At 53.8% G+C, this 13,568-nt stretch carries 13 protein-coding genes; 7 read left to right on the top strand and 6 right to left on the bottom strand.

Translation table 11 applies throughout. From position 1 onward, the window contains the following. Window positions 1-153: 153 nt before the first annotated feature. A complete protein-coding gene (locus H8693_RS03310) occupies window positions 154-1,458 on the bottom strand; it encodes an FAD-dependent oxidoreductase (RefSeq protein ID WP_249279778.1) in 1,305 nt (434 codons plus the stop codon). Window positions 1,459-1,802: 344 nt separating this feature from the next. Between H8693_RS03310 and H8693_RS03305 the strand changes: the two genes are divergently transcribed. After that, window positions 1,803-2,450: a hypothetical protein gene (locus tag H8693_RS03305; protein WP_249279777.1), complete on the top strand. Its 648-nt coding sequence runs from the start codon at window positions 1,803-1,805 to the stop codon at window positions 2,448-2,450. Between the two features lie 58 nt (window positions 2,451-2,508). Beyond that, window positions 2,509-3,480 (top strand): tRNA dihydrouridine synthase DusB, encoded by a 972-nt coding sequence (gene dusB, locus H8693_RS03300; protein WP_249279776.1) that lies wholly within the window; start codon window positions 2,509-2,511, stop codon window positions 3,478-3,480. 250 nt (window positions 3,481-3,730) lie between these two features. On the opposite strand, the gene H8693_RS03295 is transcribed toward dusB, so the two are convergent. Further along, window positions 3,731-3,976, bottom strand: coding sequence for a hypothetical protein (locus H8693_RS03295; RefSeq protein WP_249279775.1), 246 nt, complete (start codon window positions 3,974-3,976; stop codon window positions 3,731-3,733). Between the two features lie 83 nt (window positions 3,977-4,059). Beyond that, the gene (locus H8693_RS03290) at window positions 4,060-5,301 is read right to left on the bottom strand and encodes a sn-glycerol-1-phosphate dehydrogenase (protein ID WP_249279774.1); all 1,242 of its coding nucleotides are present in this window, start codon (window positions 5,299-5,301) and stop codon (window positions 4,060-4,062) included. 207 nt (window positions 5,302-5,508) lie between these two features. On the opposite strand from H8693_RS03290, the gene H8693_RS03285 reads away from it, so the two are divergent. Further along, a complete protein-coding gene (locus H8693_RS03285) occupies window positions 5,509-6,024 on the top strand; it encodes a YcxB family protein (protein ID WP_249279773.1) in 516 nt (171 codons plus the stop codon). A gap of 563 nt (window positions 6,025-6,587) precedes the next feature. After that, the gene (locus H8693_RS03280; RefSeq protein WP_249279772.1) at window positions 6,588-7,466 is read left to right on the top strand and encodes a DUF368 domain-containing protein; all 879 of its coding nucleotides are present in this window, start codon (window positions 6,588-6,590) and stop codon (window positions 7,464-7,466) included. Window positions 7,467-7,873: 407 nt separating this feature from the next. Here H8693_RS03280 and H8693_RS03275 read toward each other — a convergent pair whose 3' ends face one another. Genes H8693_RS03275 through H8693_RS03265 form a run of 3 tightly spaced genes read right to left on the bottom strand, consistent with a single transcriptional unit; the run spans window position 7,874 to window position 10,400 of the window. Then, window positions 7,874-8,257, bottom strand: a complete 384-nt coding sequence (locus H8693_RS03275) for a nuclear transport factor 2 family protein (protein WP_249279771.1) — start codon at window positions 8,255-8,257, stop codon at window positions 7,874-7,876. A gap of 15 nt (window positions 8,258-8,272) precedes the next feature. After that, entirely contained in the window at window positions 8,273-9,319 is a 1,047-nt protein-coding gene (locus H8693_RS03270; RefSeq protein ID WP_283243734.1) for a bifunctional glycosyltransferase family 2/GtrA family protein, read from the bottom strand. A 28-nt stretch (window positions 9,320-9,347) separates the two neighbouring features. Next, complete coding sequence (locus tag H8693_RS03265) at window positions 9,348-10,400, bottom strand: phosphodiester glycosidase family protein (RefSeq protein WP_249279769.1); 1,053 nt, start codon at window positions 10,398-10,400, stop codon at window positions 9,348-9,350. A 162-nt stretch (window positions 10,401-10,562) separates the two neighbouring features. Between H8693_RS03265 and prmA the strand changes: the two genes are divergently transcribed. From prmA to mtaB, 3 genes are read left to right on the top strand one after another with little or no spacing between them, the layout of a single operon-like run. Then, a complete protein-coding gene (prmA, locus tag H8693_RS03260) occupies window positions 10,563-11,504 on the top strand; it encodes a 50S ribosomal protein L11 methyltransferase (RefSeq protein ID WP_249279768.1) in 942 nt (313 codons plus the stop codon). Beyond that, on the top strand, window positions 11,505-12,218 hold the full coding sequence (locus tag H8693_RS03255; protein WP_178618590.1) for an RsmE family RNA methyltransferase: 714 nt from the start codon (window positions 11,505-11,507) through the stop codon (window positions 12,216-12,218). It begins immediately after the preceding gene. Beyond that, window positions 12,219-13,511, top strand: a complete 1,293-nt coding sequence (gene mtaB / locus H8693_RS03250) for a tRNA (N(6)-L-threonylcarbamoyladenosine(37)-C(2))-methylthiotransferase MtaB (protein WP_249279767.1) — start codon at window positions 12,219-12,221, stop codon at window positions 13,509-13,511. Window positions 13,512-13,568 lie beyond the last annotated feature (57 nt).

Raw genomic sequence — 13,568 nt, 5'->3', positions numbered from 1 at the left:
CTCCATAACCCCAAAAAAGCGGCGTCATAGGGTGCGCTTCTGAAAATGGGTCTGTTTTAGGAAAATTCGAGTGGTAAAACAAGCGTAAGCGCAGCTCTCAATCAATTTGCAGCAAAGCCGCCTTTGATGGAAAAAAGGACTGCGGGCTGCATTTTATTTTGTCTGCAAGCCATCCGTTGCCGGGTTGTCGATGAGCCGCCCTTGGGCATCAAAACGGGAGCCATGGCAGGGGCAGTCCCAGGTCTGCTCTGCACTGTTCCATTGCAGGGCACATCCCATATGCGGGCAGCGGGGCCGCTTTAGCCTGAGAAGGCTGGAAAGGGCTTCCCATGTGTTGACGAAAAGCTGGGGATGGAGAATGCTGCGGGAAGGAGAGAACACCGGAGCATAAGGATTTTCTTTTCCCTGCACCAGATCCACTAGGAGCAATGCCGCCGCCATGGAGGAGGTCATGCCCCATTTGTTAAAGCCGGTGGCTACAAAGAAATCCGGCGTATGCCTGGAATACGGCCCGATATAGGGCGCGCCATCCAGACTCATGCAGTCTTGCGCGGCCCAGCGGGCCTGGACCGCGGCTCCGGGAAATTCCTTTCTCGCAAAGGCCTCCAAGTCCCGCCAGCCGTCGCCAGACTTGCCGGTTCGATGCCCGCCGCCTCCCAGGAGCAGGAGGTTTCCGATATTGCGAAAGGAATATCCCTGCGGCGATTCATCGATATACATTCCCTCCATATCCGGGGCATTCTCCAGGGCAAGGACATAGGACCGATCCTGGTATAGTTTGAGAAAATAGCCCCCATGCTTGTTGTTCATGGGAAAATGCGTGGCGACAACGACTTTTTTTGCGGATATTCTTCCGCGGTTTGTTTGAATCAGATGTCCATCATTCAAAAATTCCAATGCCTTTGTATGGGTATAGATATGCAGCCCGGGAGCAATCCCGGCGGCGAATTTGAGGGGATGAAACTGCGCCTGTTTGGGAAAACACAGGGCATTTTGGATGGGCAGGGGGAGGGGCAGTTCGTGGACAATTTTGGCGGGAAAGCCCAGTTTTCGGAGGTTTTCTGCCTCCTGCCGTATTTTTTCCGGGGAGGAGAGGGTATAGACAAATGCGTCTTTTTCCTGAAAATCACAGGGAACCCGGCGGGCGATATTCCGAAATTCCTCCAAAGCCTCCTGGTTGGCCCGAAGATACAGGCCGGCGCCGTCTCCCAGCCGTTTTGCCAGCTTTGTATAGCAAAGCCCGTGCTGTGAGGTGATCTTAGCCGTGGTGTTTTTGGTGATGCCGCTGCAAATTTCCGATGCCTCCACAAGCATATATTCCACACCCGCCTTTTGCAGCTCATATGCCAGGAGAAGCCCAGCAATACCGCCGCCAATAATTAAAACATCTGTTTTCCTGTCTCCCGGCGGGACGGGAAATTCCGGCAGAGACGCCGTTTTAGACCAAAGTGATTCCATGGATATACTGTTGTTTCCTTTCAGTTTTTGTTTAGTATGGCCGTTTCTCCACTTTGCATGCAAAGACGGAGCGGGATGCTTGCCAAAACAAAAAAGGAAAAAATTTATGTAGAATCTGCGGCCGGGCAGACGCCCTTCCGGGATTTCCGGGAATGCCACTTGAAGGAAATGCCGCACTCTGGTACAATAAATAACAGAATGCCTCCCATGATGACAGGGCGGCGGATTCCGGCATATGTCGTTTGTGCCATGGGAAAAATACCTGCGCCGTGCTCCCGGCAAAGACGGGAGGATGTTTTGCAGGATTCCCAAGAGCAGAAAGAGACAGTTGAGGTGACACGATTTTGAAGAAAAAAATTGCTGTGGATTCCAAAAAATTCTTTTCCTATATTCTAGGAAAGCTACTGGTGGTTGCGGTTTCCATCGGCCTTGTGATATTTGCCATGTTCACGGCGCTCAACAGCATGGATGTGTTTGTTATGACCAAAGACGCGTTTGCAAAGCGCACGTCGGTGATATTGGAGCCGATGGACAACGACGATACGGAAATGCTGGACAAGCTCTTTACCGAAGATTTTTTGAAGGAAACGGGGCTGGATACGCAAAAGACCAATGCCAGCTATACCATTATGAACTATGACGAGCGTACGGATATCTCCTTTGCCGTGATCTTTCCCTGGCAGACTTCTGCGGAAATCCAGGTGACAAACATTGTGCAGGATATCAAATCCAAAGTGGATACTTCCAGCGTGCTTACCTTCAACCCGGTGACGGAATTTATCGAAAGCGGGGTCTATAAAGTGCAGGTAGTCAAAGGAGAGGATGGCTCCTGGAAGGTGAATTCCATGGAGCTGATCGAGAAGATCACGCCTGAGAGCGTGCTTCCCATCCCGACACCGCCGCCAAGCTCGGATGTATACGACGACGAAGAAATTCCGGAAACCACGGTTTCGCCGGAACCGGAGGACACCTCCGGCGGTGAGGAAGAATAGACGGTCTGCGGATGGCGCGAAACCATCCGCTTTTTTTGCCCAAAGGGAGGAAAAACCAATGGATCCATATCGATTTGCGACGAACCGCGTTCTGCTGGCACCCCTGGCCGGAGTTACGGATATGGCGTTTCGCGAGCTGGCCCGGGAACAGGGAGCGGGGATGACATTCACGGAAATGGTGAGCGCTAAAGGAATCCAGTATAAAAATGAAAAGACCTTTTCCCTTTTGCAGATCGGGGAAAAAGAGGGGAAGGCGGGCGTGCAGCTATTCGGGCGGGAACCGGAGATCCTGGCCCAAACGGCCGCTCGGCTGGAAGAAACGGCGGGAAAACAGATCGCCCTGTTTGACATCAACATGGGCTGCCCAGCGCCAAAAATTGTGAATAATGGGGAGGGTTCGGCCCTCATGCGGGAGCCGGAGCTGGCGGGACGCATCATCCGCGCTGTCAAGGCGGCTGTCGATCTCCCGGTGACGGTGAAGTTCCGGAAAGGATTTGATAAGGAGGAGGATACCTGCGTCGCCTTTGCCCAGATGGCGGAGCAGGCCGGGGCGGATGGAATCACTGTTCATGGCCGTACTCGAGCGCAGTTCTATGAAGGAAAGGCAGACTGGAAGGCCATTGCCCGGGTAAAAAAAGCGGTAAGCATTCCGGTGAACGCCAACGGGGATATTTTCAGCCCAGAGGACGCCAAGGAGATCTGGGAAGAAACCGGGGCGGACGGCATTATGGTGGCCCGGGGCGCCTTGGGGAACCCCTTCCTCTTTCGGCAGATCCATGAATTTCTCAAAACCGGGGCCTATACCCCCGTAACACTTCCCGAGCGGATGGAGTTGGCGGTGCGGCAGGCACAGGCTGCTTGCCGCTATAAAGGTGAACGGGTGGCTATGCGGGAGATGCGCAAGCATGGCGCCTGGTATTTGAAAGGCATCCGGGGAGCGGCCCGCTGGCGGGACAGAGTGGTGCGGGTCAACACACTGGAGGAGTTTTGCCAGCTGATGCGGGAGGTTGCCGGAGCGGAAAGGGAATAGAAAGACGATATGGGCGCGGCCGCATGCAAGCGGGCCGTGCCCTTGCTATATCAGAGGATTTCGAATCTGAGATGGACGGCGAAGGACAAAGACGGACGATGACCGTGTGACAATCACTGGGGTTCACTGTCTATGTATTTACGGGAAATACTTCGCAAACAGATAATATCCCGGGACGAAGAACGAGAGAAACAGCGGCAGTACCAGCTGGTTCGTCTGGCTGGACAGGACTTTGATTTTTTCAACGTTTTTAAAATTTCAGGCGGGCTGGGAAAACAACGGATTCAAAAAAGGGACAAAAAGGAAACATACATATTGGACATACGGGACTGCCGGCAAGCATGGAGAATGACGCCAGCCTTTTTCTGCTGACAGCGGCAGAGAAAAGGGGACGGCGGGGTTTGCCGGGAACAGAGCCCCTGCCTGCAACAAAATCAAGAAACAGCACTAAATAAAGAAGATTTTGGATTTTTTGTCGTTGACTTTTCGGTTTCAAAAGCGGCTCCTGTTGTTTTTGAAACCTCGTTCTGCTCCTATAAAAATATCCCTCGGTTTTCCGGGGGATATTTTTTTGCTGTTTTATCTTCTTCCCGCAATGCGCAGCAGGGTAATCTTATTGCGGACGTAGGGGGACCAGCGCAGCGTATGCTCATATTCGCTGCTGGGAAGCCCGATTTCCTCCATAGAGGAACGCATACCCATAGCCTGGTAAAAACTCTCCAGCGCATGGATCTCCGGGAGCTGCCCCAGAATTTCGGCGATTTGCGGCCATTTCTCCAAAAGGATTTCCCGGGTGAGGGAAGCAGTAGTATCCTGGGCGTTTTCCATCCGGATTTTGCCATAGAGCTTGCCGAAAATTTCCTGCTGCTCCTCTTCGCTGAGGAGGTTCCCGCGGTATTGGGAAAAATAGGAGGGCCCGGCTTCCAGGATTTCCCGGTATACCCGCAGGGCCATCAGCGTGCCGATGCCCACGCGTTCCCCATGGAGCCCGGTTGTGGGGATGCCCAGCACTTCCATTTCCCAGAAATGCGAGATATAGTGTTCTGCCCCGGCGGCTGGGCGGGAGCTTCCCGCCATCTGCATCGCCATGCCGGAAAGCAGAAGGCCATAGATGAGTTTTGCATAGGCATCGGCATCCTTTTCGGGAAGCTTGTCCGCCGTCTGCATCACATCCGAAACCGCCTGCTTCTGCATGCGGCCGATGGAGGGGCAATAGGCCTCGGCGCCATCGCCCAGAAGGCTGGCCAGCTGCCAGTCGCAAAGAGCGGTATACTTGCCGACCATATCCCCCAGGCCGGAGAGCGAGAGGCGCAGAGGCGCTTTTCGCAGAATATCCACATCTGCGCAGATCGCCATAGGCATGCGGGTAAACACCGTGGTTTTCAGCCCGTTGAGGGTCATGGAGCAACTATGGGAGGCAAAACCATCCACACTGCAAGCCGTTGGGACAGACAAAAATGGGATACCCATTTTAAAAGCCGTATACCGGGTCAGGTCATGGACGGTTCCCGCGCCGACCGCCACCATGAAGCTGCAGGAAGAGGTTTTCTCCCGCAAATGGGCGATTCCCTGCTCGTTGGCATGAAGGTTTTTGGCGTTCAGGATTACTTCTTTTTTCATTTGGGGATGCGTTTCACACGCATCAAATGTGTTGGTATCATAGACGGCGATGCCCTCGCTGGGCGTGAGCCCAAGGCTGACAGCCAGATCCTCTATTCCTGCGGTAGCCCCCGGCGCGATGACGACTTTTTTGACGTCTACCCGGTGTTCTGTTCCGCAGGAGCGGCAATCGAAGTTGAACGATGCACTGTCTAAATCCATTGGAATCCTCCTCAAAAGAATTGCTTTTCCCATTATAGAGCGGCTGGGGGAAAAAGAAAAGGGCAGGGTATAAATTTTTTGTAAAAATGCCGGAAAACAGGATAAAAAAGCCATAAAAAAACGAAAAACACCGGGAAAAAACAAGGCTGTTCAAAATGTGGGACGAATGCTATAATAAAAAGGAAAATACGGACGAGGTAAAAAAACATGGTATTGATTGAATCCAATTTCGATGCGCCTACCTATCGGGCGTTTTACCGTTATGATGCGTTTTTTAAGAGCAGCAAGGCGCTGGTCCTGGCGATTGGGGAGATTTTGCTGGCTGCTCTCCTTATCTACTGCATCACGGCAGGATACAGCCAGCTGGTTCTGGTGGCGGTAATTTTTATTGTCGCCCTGCCGGTGGTATACGTCGTGCAGGTGGAGAGCACCATGCGCAAATATATCGCGCTGGCCAAGCTGAAAACCGATCCCATTCCCGTCCGGTTCGAGATCAGCGATAAAAAAATCATTACGCTCAACAAGAGGACGGCCCAGCACAAGACCTATAAATGGAGCGAGATCGCCGCAGTGCGGGAAACCGGGAAATTCCTGTTTCTCTATGTAAATAAGACGCAGGCGGTGGTTTTGAATAAAGAGCATGTGAAGGAAGGGAAGCTGGAGGATTTGCAGAGGTGGTCCAAAACCCTGGTGCAAAAACACAGCGGGAAGAAACCAAGGTAAAATAGAAAGACAGGGGAGCTCTCTGAAATTTTCAGAGGGCTTTTTCTTTTGGCGGGAATGAAAATTTAATTTTGAGGGGATACACAATGAAAACAAACTATAAATTTTTTATGATGAGCATGAGCCTGCCGCCTGCGAAAAGCCAGAAAATAACAGGGGTTGCATCTGGCATACCCCTCTGAAACGTCTCTGCGCGGATGGCAGGAGAACCCCAAGCATTGCCAGGAGAAGGCCGATGGAAAGGGGCAGGGCTGCTTTTTGTCAAAACGCCCTGGCGGATGAGAAGCCGCGGAGGGCGGCATGGGGCGGGGGTCTGCGGCGTATATTGAAAATATGGATAAGTATGATATAATCATTATCGGGCATCCATACTGGTGGGGCCCGGCTTTTATGCCGGCTGTCCCTTTCCCCGGAGGATGCGTTTTTTCGGCCAGGGCGGTTGCTTTTATCTGTACACATAGATGCCTTGCCATTTTCAGTAAAGTACGCTTTGGGGCGCGGCGTTTGCAGTAAACGCTGCGGCAGGGCATGGGAATAGGAACAGACTATCAGGAGGTTTTATAATGGATGATCATTTACGAAATAAAGAGCCCGGGAATACAAAGGAAACCAAGAATTCCGGAAAGATGGTCGGGCTGCGGTTTTTGCAGGGGGCACTGATCGGCCTCGGGGCTGTCCTTCCGGGGATATCGGGCGGGGTCCTTTGCGTTGTTTTTGGCGTCTACAGGACCATTATGGAGCTGCTGTCTCATCCGATTACAACTCTAAAGAAACAATACCGCATGCTGATTCCCCTTGTGGTGGGCCTTTGTTTCGGATTTGTCATTATCGCAAAAATCCTGGGATTTTTGCTGGAAAAATACCCAAACCCTTCGGTATGCCTGTTTATAGGGCTGATCGGCGGGATGATCCCATCGCTCTTCCGGGAAGCCGGGGAGAAGGGGAGAAGCAAGGGTTCCTTCATCTCCCTCGCCATTTGTTTCTCGGTTACACTGGCGCTGCTGCTGGGGATCAACCTGATTCATGTCACCATTACTCCGAATTTTGGATGGTATCTGTTCTGCGGCTTCTGCATTGCTCTGAGCATGATCGCGCCGGGAATGAGCTTTTCCACGCTGCTGATGCCGCTGGGGCTGTATACGCCGCTTGTCACGGGAATTGGGGATTTTGATTTCGGGATCCTGGTTCCTGCGGGGATTGGCGCGATATTGACGGTGATCCTGCTGGCGAAGGCCGTAGACAGTCTGATGAAAAACCACTATAATCTCGCCTTCCATGGAATTATCGGCATTGTAGTGGCGGCCACTCTCGTGATTATTCCCTTTTCCAGCTTCGTCGAAAGCGTCACTTCCGGCGTTGTAAATGTGGTTTGCCTGGTGGTTGGGGTGGTTGCTGCGCTTCTTCTCGATAAGTTTAACAGAAAGGTTGAAGTGCCGGAATAAGAGGTTCAAACGGGCGGCCGCTGGCCCGCATATCGCGGTATTGCCGGCATCGGAAAAGCTGCCGCTTTGGACGCTGATCTTTTCGATACACCGGGCGGAGAACCGGCTGACTGGGAAGGGAGGAAATTCTGCGGGATGGGTTGGCCCCGGAGGCAGAGGGGTTCTCACGGCGATGGGCAAGCCGATTCATGAAATTCCCAGACGGGGCCAGAAACCGGATATTTCGGCGGGAAATAAGAGAGCGGCCTGGCAACAGGGCGGCGGAAGCTGCGCCGCAGAATTGATTCGAGCGGGCCTTGCTTTATGGGCCGGAAAAGTATAAGAAAGCAAAAAACGGCGGGTTAGACGCCGTTTTTTTGATGGGGTTATATATACTTGTATATCTCTTCTGCTCTGCGAGAGAAGTATTATTTATGTCCACGATAGGGATCGTAATGGGGAAGACGGCAGCCGTATTCCTTCAAAAAACAGATGGTGTTTTCATCTGTCCAACGGATGAGGGAAACGCCGTCGAAATTTTCGGAGGCGCCGTCTGCCATCTGATCCTCAAAATGCCAGGTGACGGCGGTCTGGCTGCCGCAGTGAAGAAAATCCTGAATATCCCAGCGGATCACTCTGCCCCGGGTATTCCATTCCTGGAACCAATGGGCAATTTCCCGGGAACCCACATACCGCGGCCCCCAGCTTTCGATATATTCGCAGTCCTCCGTGAAAAGCCCGCAGATTCCCGTGTCGGTTTGATGAAGCCACATGGAAAACCAGCGGCGGACCGCTTCCTCCCGTTCCCGCATTCTGCTGTATTCCTCCTATGCCGCTGCCCGTTTGTTTTTGAAGACAAAGGTGCGCTGGACGAGATAGTTGACCACGAAAAGCACCACCTCCACGAGAATCTTGGCCAGAGGAGCTGCCATTCCCAAAACATTGCACAAAAGCAGCATAAGGCCATAGTTGGCCGCCAGGATGACAACCACCAGCGTATAGTATTTCACCAACGTGGATGCCATGCCGTCCCGGCTCTTGAATACCACTTTCTTGTTGACCATATAGTTGACAAACGAGCTGACGGCTCGGGCTCCCACCGTGCTCACCAGCATTTGCAGAGCGGCATTGGACATGCCGCCCAGCAGGGCATAGAGCAGGTTGAAAAGCACATAGTCCACCAGGAACCCGATGAGGGATGACATGATAAACTTAAAAATTACGGCATAAATTTTGAGGGAATCCCGGATGACATGAAAATGCGAGGAACTGTTATCGTCGATATAGACGGTTTCAATGAAAACCTCGTGCATGGGAATACCCAGCTCGGCTGCCTGGAGCAGCATATTCATCTCGTATTCATAACGTTCCCCCTTCAGGTCGATAAACTCCCGCAGATATTGAATGGGAATAGCCCGCAGGCCGGTCTGGGTATCCATCAGTTTGACGCCGCTGGCCAGGGCGAAAACATGGCGGGTAAGGGAATTTCCAAAACGGCTGCGCAGGGGAACTTCCCCCGTGAACTTCCGGGAACCGATGATGATGCTGTCTGGATGCTCCAAAAAGCCCTGATAGACCCGGTTGATATCCTTTAGGAGATGCTGGCCGTCAGCGTCAACGATGATGACGCCCTGGCTGTCCGGCAGATTTTCCAGGATATACGAGAAGCCGGTTTTCATGGCGCGTCCCTTGCCCTGGTTGACCGCATGGGAAAGAAGCGTGACATAAGAGGGAAGGGCGGTAAAGACGGCATCGAATTCGCTGCCGCTGCCATCGTTGACGACAATCAAATTATATTCGGTTTCATCATGCAGACGATGCACCAGCTCCAGCAGGCGCTCATCCGGCTTATAGGCAGGAATCAGAATATTCAAACGCACAAGCCTCCTTTTATTCTATTGTTTACTGGGCGCTTTCCGCGAAATACAGGATATCCGAAAGGCTGCGGGGCGTATCCCGGCCGGCAATATCATTCTGGATCTTCCCATCATAAATCATGATGGAGGATTGGCCGCCGTCGAAGTTATAGGCCTCTGTGCAGCCCAGATCCTTGAAGATCTGCTCCAGCTGAATGAGGCGTACGCCGCGGTTTTCATCCGTCCGGCCATCCACGATCACCAGCTTAAAGTGCCCGGGCTCCACCATCCCAATGGCGGAACGGGGGTTGAAGGTCTGCACCTGGCTGTCCGAATAATCGCCCTTGGCAACGCCGTCGGTGATGAGGGCAGGGCCGAAGGAGAAAGTGTGGAGCAGGCCGTCGTTGGCGATCAGGGAGGCAATCTCATCCTTGCTCTTGATGGTATTTTCCTTGACGCACTTCATGGTTCCATCGCTGAAGATCATGCAGAGGTCACGGTCGGAGGGCTTGAAGCGATAGAGCGTTCCATTCCGCACGATGATGCCGTCGGTCAGATAGCCGGCGTTGTCGCAGTTGATGGAGAGCAGCGCGTTATACCGCTCAGAAATCGTCACCGGATCTTCATAGGAATTGCGGGGAATGCTGTCCCCGTCGCCGGAAAAAGCCGTTTTGAAAAGGCTCATATCCTTGCATACGATATCTGCCACATAATAATCCGTCTTTTTATCGCCATCCACATTTTCCAGCACCTTTTTCTCAATGGTGATCTGCAGATTTTCGCTTTGATAGCTGCTGTCGGTTTTTGTAATGGGCACCGGCGTTGCCGATGCGGAAGCCGACGCAGAGGGCGAAGGCGACGCGCTGGAATCCGGCGCGGCCGAAGGCACGGGAGAAACTGCGGGCAGGTCAATGGCGCCTTCCGAGGAGGGCAGGGCCCAGCGAACCACGGCAAAAATAGCCAACGCCACAAAAAACACGATGACGATCCACATAATAAAACGGTTGCGCGCCTTCATCACGCGGTGCTGCCGCGCCCGTTCCCGGCTTTCCGCTGAACGCTTCCGGTACGCATCCCGGTCAAATCGATTGCTTTGCAAAATTCATACCTCGCTTACTAAAAGTTAACAATTTTATTATAGACATTTTCCGAAAAAAAACAACAGGAAGCGTGCAAAGTTTATGTATATTTTAAATTTGCTTAGTTTTCCTTTTTGAGATAAAATAAAAATACACACATATTTAAGGAGGAAACGCGTCTGATGGAATGGGTCAGCATGAAAATATACCTTCCCTCCGAGGAGATCGATGCCTTGGTGGAAGAGCTTATGGGAGTGGGAATCCGGGGTTTTGCTATCGAGGATCCCTATGAATTTGAGGAATTTCTGGAAACCTCAGTCTATTATGACTATATTGAAGACGACGTGATGCGGCTGAAGGAGAGCCCGGCCAACGTGACCATCTATCTTCCGGCCAACGCCCAGGGGGCGGACATGCTGGAACAGGCAAAGGGCATTGCCCTGGCCCGGGATGCGGAATATGCGCTGGAAAACCTGCGGGAGGAGGACTGGGCGAACAACTGGAAACAGTATTTCAAGCCGGTGGCCATCGGGGAGAAAATCCTGGTGAAGCCCTCCTGGGAAGCGGTTCCCGAGGGAATGGACGCGGGCCGGCGCATCCTGGAAATTGATCCTTCCTCCAGCTTTGGAACCGGGACCCACGAGACTACCCGGCTCTGTATGGAGGAGCTGGAAAAAGCCGTGGAGCCCGGGGCGAAAGTCCTGGACATGGGCTGCGGAAGCGGGATTCTGGGCGTGAGCGCCATGCTTCTTGGGGCAGGAAGCGTCGTGGGTGTGGATATTGAGGAGGATTCCATCCGTGTCTCCCGGGAAAACGCCGAGCGCAACGGGATTCCTGCGGAACGGTTTACGCTCCGTCGCGGCAATGTGCTTCAGGATGCAGCCCTCCGGGAAACCATCCGGGACGGCTATGACGTCGTTGTGGCGAATATCGTGGCGGACGTGGTTATCGCCATGTGCCCGCTGTTTAGGGAATATTTGAAGGAGAGTGGAACGCTCATCACTTCGGGCATTATCACGGAACGATTGGAAGACGTAAAGGCGGCTGTTTTGGCGGCTGGCTTTGTCATCAAAAAAATCAGCGAAAAAGGAGAATGGGCGGCGATTACCGCGGCCTGGAAATAGATGCGGCGCTTTTTTGCAGAGAAAATAGAAAATAATACGGCAGTTTTGACAGGGAGCGAGGCCGAGCACCTTTCCCGGGTACTGCGGCTCAAGGCGGGAGATCCGATCCTGGTGGCCGGGGAAGGCGAGGAATATGTCTGCCGGCTTGTGCAGGTGGAAAAACAGCGGGCGGAGGCCGAGATTTTGCAGACCCGGCCCTGTCTGGCCGATCCCCGCAGGCGGATCACGCTGTATCTTGCCTATATGAAATCGGATAAGATGGAGATCGTGGCGCAGAAGGCCGTGGAACTGGGGGTGAGCGCCCTGCGGCCCTTTATCAGCAGCCGGTGCGTCAAGGTGCCGGAGGAAAAGGCGGCGGCGAAGGCCAGAGAGCGGATGAGCCGCATCGCCTTTGAGGCGTTGAAGCAGTGCGGGCGGACCCGGGCCATGGAGGTGGGAATGCCTCTTTCGTTTTCCGAATTCTTACAGGAGATTTCCGGGCATGCGCTCACGCTGTTTGCCTATGAGCAGTCCCAAAAACCGCTGAAGGAGGCCTTGTGCGGCGCGGAGGATATTGCCCTGGTGGTCGGCCCGGAAGGGGGCTTCAGCCCGGAGGAGGCGGCGGAAATTGAGGCGGCCGGCGCCCGGCAGGTGAGCCTGGGGCGGCGGATTCTCCGGGGAGAGACGGCGGCGATTGCCCTGGCGGCCATCGTGGCCTATGAGACGGAGTGTTAGATGAAAGCAGCGATTTACACCTTGGGATGCAAGGTGAACCAATACGACAGCGACGCCATGGCGGAGATCCTGGAAAAAGAAGGGTATACCCTGGTGGATTTTCACGAGAAGGCGGATGTATATATCATAAATACCTGCACGGTGACGGCGGTGGCGGACAAGAAATCCCGCCAGATGATTCACCGCGCCCATGAGAGGAATCCGCAGGCCATCCTCTGCGTCTGCGGCTGCCTTGCCCAGCGGGATGCCCAAACCATTCTGGAAATGGAGGGCGTCCGGGCGGCCATTGGAACAAAGAACCGGGCCCGCATCGGGGAAATCCTCCGCAGATTGCAGGAGGAGCCGGGGAAGATTGACGCCGTGGAGGAAATCCGGGCGGAACGTGCCTTTGAGCGGATGCACATTTCCCGAAGCGCGGAACGCACCCGGGCCAACATGAAAATCTGCGAGGGATGCAACAATTTTTGCAGCTACTGCATCATTCCCTATGCCCGCGGGCCGGTGCGGTCCCGCCCTCTGGAGGATATTCTGGAAGAGGCACGGGCCCTGGCGGAAAGCGGAGTAAAGGAAGTGGTGCTGACCGGGATCCATCTGGGTTCCTATGGCCGGGATTTGAAGGGAATCTCTCTCATCGACGTGATCGAAGCGGTTGGGCAGGTGGAGGGGATTTTCCGCATCCGGCTGGGTTCTTTGGAGCCGTCGCTTTTGACCGAGGAATTCTGCCGCCGGGCCAGCGGCGTAAAAAGCCTCTGCCCGCATTTCCATGTATCCTTGCAGAGCGGGTCGGCAGGGGTGCTCAGGCGAATGAACCGCCATTATACGCCGGAGGAATACGCCGGATATATCGCCAATCTGCGCCGGTATTTTGAAAACCCCGCCATCACCACCGATGTGATCGCCGGGTTTGCCGGGGAGACGGAGGAGGAGCATCAGGAGACGCTGCAATTTGTCCGCTCCATCGGCTTTGCCAAAATCCATGTGTTTCCCTATTCCGAGCGGGAGGGGACGGCGGCGGTGAAACTGCCGAATCCCGTGCCCAAAGCCCTGCGCCGCAGCCGGGGAGCGGAAATTTCCGCGGCATCCGAGGAAATGAGCCGGGCATATCTTCAAAGTTTTCTTGGAAAGACGGAAGAAGTGCTGGTCGAAGAAATTGACGGTGAGAACATCAGCGTCGGACATAACGAGCGGTATTGCCGCGTTTGCATGAAGGGTGCATGTCCCAACGAGATCGTGCGGGCAGAGATTGAAAAAGTGGAGGGGGACAGCCTTTTTGGGCATCTTATACCCGGCTGATTTACGGCTTTTCATCGGGGTTTGCCTACCATATTCAGGGACCTAAAGCACTGCGGG

The sequence above is a fragment of the Guopingia tenuis genome (assembly GCF_014384805.1).
Classification (GTDB): domain Bacteria; phylum Bacillota; class Clostridia; order Christensenellales; family Christensenellaceae; genus Guopingia; species Guopingia tenuis.
This window is presented reverse-complemented; position numbering and strand designations above follow the sequence as displayed.